Genomic DNA, 7,457 nt, shown 5'->3' on the forward strand with positions numbered 1-7,457 from the left:
GGTCTTGGTCACCTGCGAGATCCGATCCCGCGGATCATAGGTGTAGCGGTAGGTCCGATCCGACGACAAACCCGGATTGTCCGCATCCATCGTGGACGCGACATCCCGGATCAGATTGCCATTCGCGTCATAGGACAGCCGGTGTTCTGCGACCACGGTCCCGTCCGGCTTGGTCTCGACCTGATGCCTCAGCAGCCCGTCGTCGAAATACTCCGACGTCACCACGTTCTGGTTCGGCTTCGTCTCCGTCGCCGGCCACCCGTTCGCCGTATACGTGAACTCGGTGACCTTCGCATCAGCATCGCCCGGCGCGTCGGCATTGGTGACCTGCTCGACCAGATCCCGCAGATCGTAGGCGTACTCAGCGAACGTGTCGTCATGCGTACGCGTCAGCGGATTACCGTTCGCGTCATAAGAGAACCCGGTGGTGTTCACCACAGACGTTCCGGAGAACTCCTCCACCTTCGAGACCTGGTTCAACCCGGTGTAGGCGATCTTGTAAGCGTCGACCTCGGCATCCGAGCTGGCGTCGGTGACCTCGACCAGGTTGCCGTTCGCGTCATAGGAGTACGCCAGATCCTTCGCTTCAGCGTCGGTGTCGGCGCTGTTGTCCCGCACCAGCTTTACCGCATCCGCGACCACGCGCCCATCTGCGTCGTCAGAAAGAACGATGCTGTGATCGCCATCCTCACTGAACGCGTACGACCCCAGTGACTGCCACTCACCGCCACCGCTCTGCTGGTTGACCCGGACTGTGTCCTCGCCGCCGTCATGGGTGACCGCGTACGGAGCGTCCGTCGCCCTTGACGAGGTCGACACGTAGTTGACGAACACTTCGTAGTCCCCGTCCGCAGGGACGTTCAGACGCCACGTGAACGTCGACGACCCATCGCCGGGCTCGACCCATCGGTAGCCAGGGCCGATGTAGCCGGAAATGCCCGACGCGCCGTTCCACGTCGGCTCCATCTCGGTGTTCTGATAGTCGGTGTTGTCGACCACAATCTCGTTCTGGCCGACGGGAACACCGTCGTCGGAACGCCCGGCGAGTTTGCCGTCGGGGTAGTACGACCACGACATCGTCCGCGACGACGAGCCACCACCGCTGGTCAGTGTCCGCGCAGTCTGCTGACCGAGCTCGTTGTAGTCGTACGACGTGGCGATGTGCCACGGATCCGTCGAGGTCTTGATCCAGCCGTTGTCGTAGTGCGTGTAGTCGGTCGTGTTCCGCGCTGAGTGTCCATTCGACGGTGGCGCGGACACCTGAGTCAGGTTCCCCACCGCGTCATAGGAGTATGTCGTGGACACCGGCGCGTTGAAGACTGAGTGGTTCGGATCGTAAGGATGGACCTGTTCCACGACGCGGTTGAGCTCGTCGTAGACCCACTCGTACACAAAGGCGTCCGACTCGAACAAAAGCCTCGTGTTGCGCGGCGTGCGGACTCGGGTGCGGTTGCCGACCTCGTCGTATTCGTAGGCGGTCGTGTTCTCAGTCCTGAGGAACCCCGATAGGTCTCGCAGAACAGTTACCGACGTCACCAGCCCGCGTGGGTCGTAGTTCAGCTTCTTGTACCCGCCCTGTTTGTCCGTGACCTGGGTGACGAGACCGTCGAGGTCATACTCGGTGGTCTCGGTCTCCCCGGACGCGTCGGTGACGGCGGTGGTGCGGTGTGCGAGGTCATAGGTGTAGGTCGACGTGTAATCGTCCGGATCCGCCGAAGCGTTCTTGCGTGGGTCGACCACGGTGACGACATTGCCCACGTTGTCGTACTCGTAGGTGATGACGTGGTCTTCGGCGTTGGTGACCGAGGTCAGCTGGTAGATCTCGTCATAGCCGTAGGTGGTGGTGAACTCGCCTTCGGCGGCGTCGGCCAGGTTCCCGTTGGGCTCGACCACCTCGGTGATGTTCCCCACCGCGTCGTAGGCATAGGTGGTGCGGCGCTCCGGATCACCGGCCTCGTCCACCGGCGCGGTACTGGCGATCATCCGGTCCACCGGGTCGTACTCGTAGGTCGAGACCGCTCCGTTCGGCGCCGTGGACTCCAGCACGTTGTCGTTCGGGTCGTAGACCGGGGCCGGGGTGACGATGAGGTCGCCCGTGTCCTCGTCCTTGGGCTGGCTGGACTCCAGTGGCCGGCCGAACAGGTCGTAGCCGTAGGTGCTGGTCACGCCGTTGGCGTTGGTGACGGTCAGCACGTTGCCGCGTTTGTCGTACGTCATGGACGTCGGGTTGTCCAGCGCGTCGGTGATCGTCTTCGGGTAGCCGGCCGGGTGGTAGTCCGAGTACGTCGTGGTGTTGCCGTTGGCGTCGGTCTCGGTCTCCAGTTGCCCGTACGAGTCGTAGGTGTACGTCGTCATGTAGTCGCCGAGCTCGTCGGTCGCCGTGCCGGCCGGATCGATCACCGAGGACAGGTTTCCGGCGGAGTCGTACCCGAACTCCCACGCGCGCCCTTCCGGGCTGACCTTCCCGACCAGGTCGGCGACATATCCACTGAGGCTGGTCTCATAGTCCAGCGTGGTGCCCGCGGTGCCGTTCGCGTTCGCTTCGGCATCGGTGATGGATGTCGGGTAGCCCGTCTTGGGATCGTAGGTCCAGCTGGTCGTCGCGCCGTTGTCCTCGACAAGCTCAGTGACGTTGTGGTTGTCGTCCCAGGTCAGCGTCGTCGATTCGCCCTTGGCGTTGGTCGTCGACGTCGGACGCCCGAACCCGTCCATCAGGTAGACCGTCGCGTTGCTCTTGGCGTCCGTGACCGTCGTCTCGATCGTGCCGCCCTGGGGACCGTCGGGGTCGACGTAGGCGAACTGCGTGGTGCCGCCGGCCCGGTCGGTCAGGGATTCCAGCATCCACTTGGCCTTCGGGTCCTGGGTGGACTCGAAGTAGGTGAGCGCCGTGCTATTGCCCCGCGGGTCGGTGACCTCCACGAGCTTGACGTTCTTGTTGCCCTGCGTGGCGTCGTAACTGAAGCCGAACGTCTTCGCCTCGTCCTCGCCGACCCCGTCCGTCATCTCGGCGAGCAAGCCTTGTTCGGTGTAGACGAACTCGATCCGGCGTCCGGAGATGTCCGTGATCGACTCGACCTGGTCGATGATCTTCGGGTTCGTCAAGTTCGAGTCGGATTGGGCGGCCCCGGTGTCGTCGACGTAGGTGTAGTCCTGCCCCTTGGTGTAGTAGTCGATCGTCAAGGTCTGACGGCCAGTCGGGTCGGTCAGGTACCGCAGGAACTTGATCGGCTTGTTCTTCGACTTGCGGCTCTCGTAGGTGAACAGGAGCTCATTGCCGTTGTTGTCGGCCAGCGCGGACTGGTAGCCGTCCTCGTCGAAGTAGAACTCGGTGCGATCCGGCGCAGTGAACACCCACGCCCGGGTCGGATCCGAGGAGCCCGTCTTCTGCAGGTACAGGTTCACGCCGTGCGGCGAGTCGTAGTCCCAGTCCTCTTCGTTGCTGCTGTCGTGCTTGTTCAGCCGGAACAGGTGCGCCGTGCCGTCGCCGTCGGTCAGCGTGATCTGTGCCGGCCAGTCCTGCCCACGCGGGTGGAAATCCAGCGGTGTGCCCATCCGCATCAGGCTCGACGTCGCGAGGGTCCACCCGAATCCCATCGACGAGGCCGACGTGTCCAGGCTGTTGTACGTCATCCGGACGAACGTGGACACTCCGCGGGACGGGTTCGCCAGCGCGTCGTAGGAGAAGACCGTATTTCCTGCGTAGAGGTTGTTCAGCACGGTCGAGCCCGCACCAGTGCCGACGCCGGTGTACTGGTAGAACTTCTCCAATCCGAGCTGGTTGGACGTCACGTCCTCGACGATGGCGGACTGATCCAGCCCGGGGATGTTGCGTAGATCCGACATCCACTGCCCGCTGGCGCGGTTGCGCATGTCCCACTGGAGGGTGAACTCCTCGCGCTTGTTGGACGGGTCCCGCAGCGTCGGCGAGATCACCGTCGCGCTGACCGTCGCCGTCTCGCCTGGCGCGAGATCGCGCGGGAGCTCGGTCTCGGTGCGGTTGTCCGTCGTGGTGATGTCCGTCCCATCGGGCGTGAGCCAGTGATAGGACAGCACGTAGTCGGCGACCGTCCATGTCTCCGAGGTGGTGTTGGTCACGGTCACGTCCACCGTGCGCTCTTCACCGACCTCAGCACGCACGGACGTCGCTGGTGCGTAGTACGTCGACTCTGCGGTCGGCTCGGTGTACTTGATCCGCAGTTGTGGCCGCAGCCGTGGCTCGGTAGCCAGCTCGTTGGATGCGAACACACTCAACTGGTTCTTCGCCGACTCGTCGGCGATCTTGATCAACGCACCGTGGTTCGAACTCGCGTCGTCCACCCATTGCTGGACGAGATCATCGATATACCACTGGTGCCATTTCGAGTCGGTGGTCATGGTCGGCACGGAATCGACGACGGTCGGATCGTAATCGCCGCCCGGGGTGGACCACTGGTTCCATGCCTTGGCCTCGTTCCAGGTTGCCGTGTTCTCGTCGAACTCGGTCGTGAGCGCATGCAGGTCGAACTGTGCCCCGGAACCGAACGTCAACGGCTTCCACAGTCGCAGGTCGGCATCCGTGATGGTTGCGCCCGCGGGCACCTCATCGTTCAGGTCGGGGAACTTGACCAGGGTGCGAGTCTTGCCGTAGCTGCCGCCGTTGTCACCCGCGCCCAGCCAGGGCTCGCCGTCGAACTCGTCGTGATTGGTGTTCGAGTCTCCGCTGGACAGCGTGGTGTCTACCGCGTTGCCTTGCAGGATCTTCGAGACGTTGCCCACCTTCGGCAGGCGCGCGAGCTGAGAGTTGCCGGGCACGACGTCGCCATCGTCGGTCTTGACCGCGATCATGTAGTAGTACGCGTTGCCGAACGGTTCCGGGTCGTCGGCCGGCGTCGGCTCCGCCGTGGTGTCCGTGAAGCTCGTCGTCCCGGTGGGCAACGGAGCCACGAGCGTCGCAGCAGACGGGGTGAACCGCTGGAAGATCGACCGGTGCACCTGGTACTCGACGATGTCGTCGCCGGAGTATTCCGGCCAGGACAACTCGGCGCCGGTCGCGTAGAACGTCGTGATCGGGTCCAGCACGACGCCCGGCTTGCCGTAGGTGAGCACCAGCTTGGGCCGGTTGGCCGTGCCGCCGTTATACGCGTACTCCGCGGCCTCGTAGTACGCACCCCCGCGACCACTGACGGACTCGTCCGCCGCGCGAAGCATGAAGCCGTAGTTCTCATGCACACCGTCGACCCACTGCTGAACCAGGTCACGCACCGGGAACCCGTGCCAGACGCTGTTGACGTATTGCTCCTTGGTCTGCTCAGCCCAAGCCGTCAGCCGCACCGCGTCGGCGATGACCGATTTTCCTGACTCGTTCACCTCGGTGAGATCGATCTTGTGGCTCGTGCCGGCGTCGAACGGGTACTCGCCCAGTGACGCCCACACACCTTGCGTCCCCGATGCTTGATCGATCGGGACGGTGTCCTGGCCATCGGCGTGATGAACCGTATAGGGCACCGTGGTCCGGTCACCCGCCTGGACGTAGTGCGCCTCAGCCTCGTAGACACCGTCGGCAGGCACGTCGGGAATCCACGTGTACGTCTCGCTCGTCCCGTCCGCGCCGTCGTACTGGTAGTCCCCATTGACGGCGTGCTGCGTCAAGTTCGAGTTGGTCGAGTATGGCCACGTGCCCGTGAACGACGTCTTACCCTCGTCTCCGTTGTCGACCGTCTCTCGTGTGAAAGCCTGGGCGCCGTCGCCGCCGCTGAAGTTCGACCATGTGACGGTCGACTCGTCCCACGGCGCGGTGACGCGACGAGCCTCGATCGGGACGTCGTACTCGTTTGTGTGGTAGCCCTGGTCATACCAGACGCGCAGCTCCGCCGAGTCGATCTGCGTGCCGGGGTCGAGCCACGAGACGTCGAAGCGCAGTAGGCTCCGCGCGACTCCAGAGCTGTCGGTTCCCACTCCGAGCTGCCAGCTCTCGCCGTAATTGGTGGACGACGCCGCAGATCGGATCATCGCGTCCTGGCCCTGCGTGGGTGTCGGCTCGATGATGATGGTCGGGTCGATCACCACCGGGTAGGTGCGGTCCGGGTCGGCCAGCCATTCCTCGTCGGCGGTCAGCGTGATGTCGATCCGCGAACCGTCCTGGGTGACCGATTGTGTGACCTCGTCCGACCACGCCTTTCCGTAGGGAGAGCTCGCGTCGTCCGCGTCGTCGTACATGAACGGCTTCGGGATCTCGAACACTGGCGATCCACCGCCACTGCGGCGGAAGAATCCGATCGAGCCGTCTTCCTGTTCGCGGGCTACGACCCCGCCCATGCGCATCGTGAAGGTGAACTCGGTCTGCTCGGGCGGCTCGTCAAGGACGATCTCCTCCTTCACCCCGACCGGGGTGACCTGGTAGACGAGGTCCGCATCACCGAACGCATCGGGGTACGTGACTACGTCTTCGGACACGTCCGGCTCTAGGTCACGCCGATCGCCGTCGATGCCCATGGTCAGAAATCGCTTGCCCACATCCAGGCGAATCAGGCGATCCGATCGCGTGCCGAACGAGCTGTGGAAGCCGTTCTTCTTGTTGCCGTAGGTGTAACCCTCACGGGATGCGTCCGTGACGGTCGTGTCGATCTCCTTCCAGTCGCCCTCGGCGTCGCGGAAATGGACGGGATCCGCCGATAGCTCCGCTTCGAACCGTCCGTCTGAGAGCTGAAAGACCTTCGTATTCGCCGTGCGGCGTGACTTGAGCTCCTTCACCCTCTCAGGCGGAGGACCCTCATTCCCGTCTTCGACTTCGGCATCGATTTCCTCATCGGTCTGCGCCAACGACGCATTAGCCTTCGGGCCGGCCGCCTGCACCGGCTCCGCAGCGCGCGCAACGTCGACGTCTGCCACCTCGACGGCCGTGGTCGGCAAACCTGACCAGACCAGAACGCTGGAAATCATGAGCGCGACAAGCCGAGAAAACAGCTTCCTACCCACCGTGCCTCCCTCATCCTCGAGCGCTTCACGTGGCGCTCGAACGGACGTTCCCGCCTACGCCTGGAACCAGGCGATTCACATTCCCTGCCGCGCAGAATGATCTCCGCGACACCCCGCCCCAACAACATGCTCGAAACATCCCAAACGGGTCAACCGTGACGAAATGTGACAAAAAACTTCGCGCGACCCCGTACCCCTAGAGGGTGGTCGAGCGATAACTCCTAAAGGGCACTTTGCGTGCGTTGTCCCGATTTCACCGTGCAGACATCGATTCGTGCCGGCCACGTACGCACACCGTTAACGTCGAATGCCAGGTCTCGGCGGTTGAGGAGCTCTCCGGGACGTCGGTGGTGAACACCACGGGGTTCTCCTATGACGCGAACAGCAATCTGATCCGGGATGTCGCGTCCACGATGGATGCGGACAATCCGGGTTTGTCGTCGGATCGGACCTACCGCTACACCTATGATCCGCGGGATCGGATCTCGCAGGTGACCAAGACC

General features: G+C 63.5%; 1 protein-coding gene. It reads right to left on the reverse strand.

Going from position 1 to position 7,457, the window contains the following annotated elements:
- The coding region (locus tag G1H10_RS31885; RefSeq protein WP_163745322.1) for a golvesin C-terminal-like domain-containing protein at positions 1-6,918 on the reverse strand (6,918 nt) is incomplete at its 3' end.
- Positions 6,919-7,457: the final 539 nt, after the last annotated feature.

It is taken from the genome of Phytoactinopolyspora halotolerans, assembly GCF_010550675.1.
Lineage (GTDB): Bacteria > Actinomycetota > Actinomycetes > Jiangellales > Jiangellaceae > Phytoactinopolyspora > Phytoactinopolyspora halotolerans.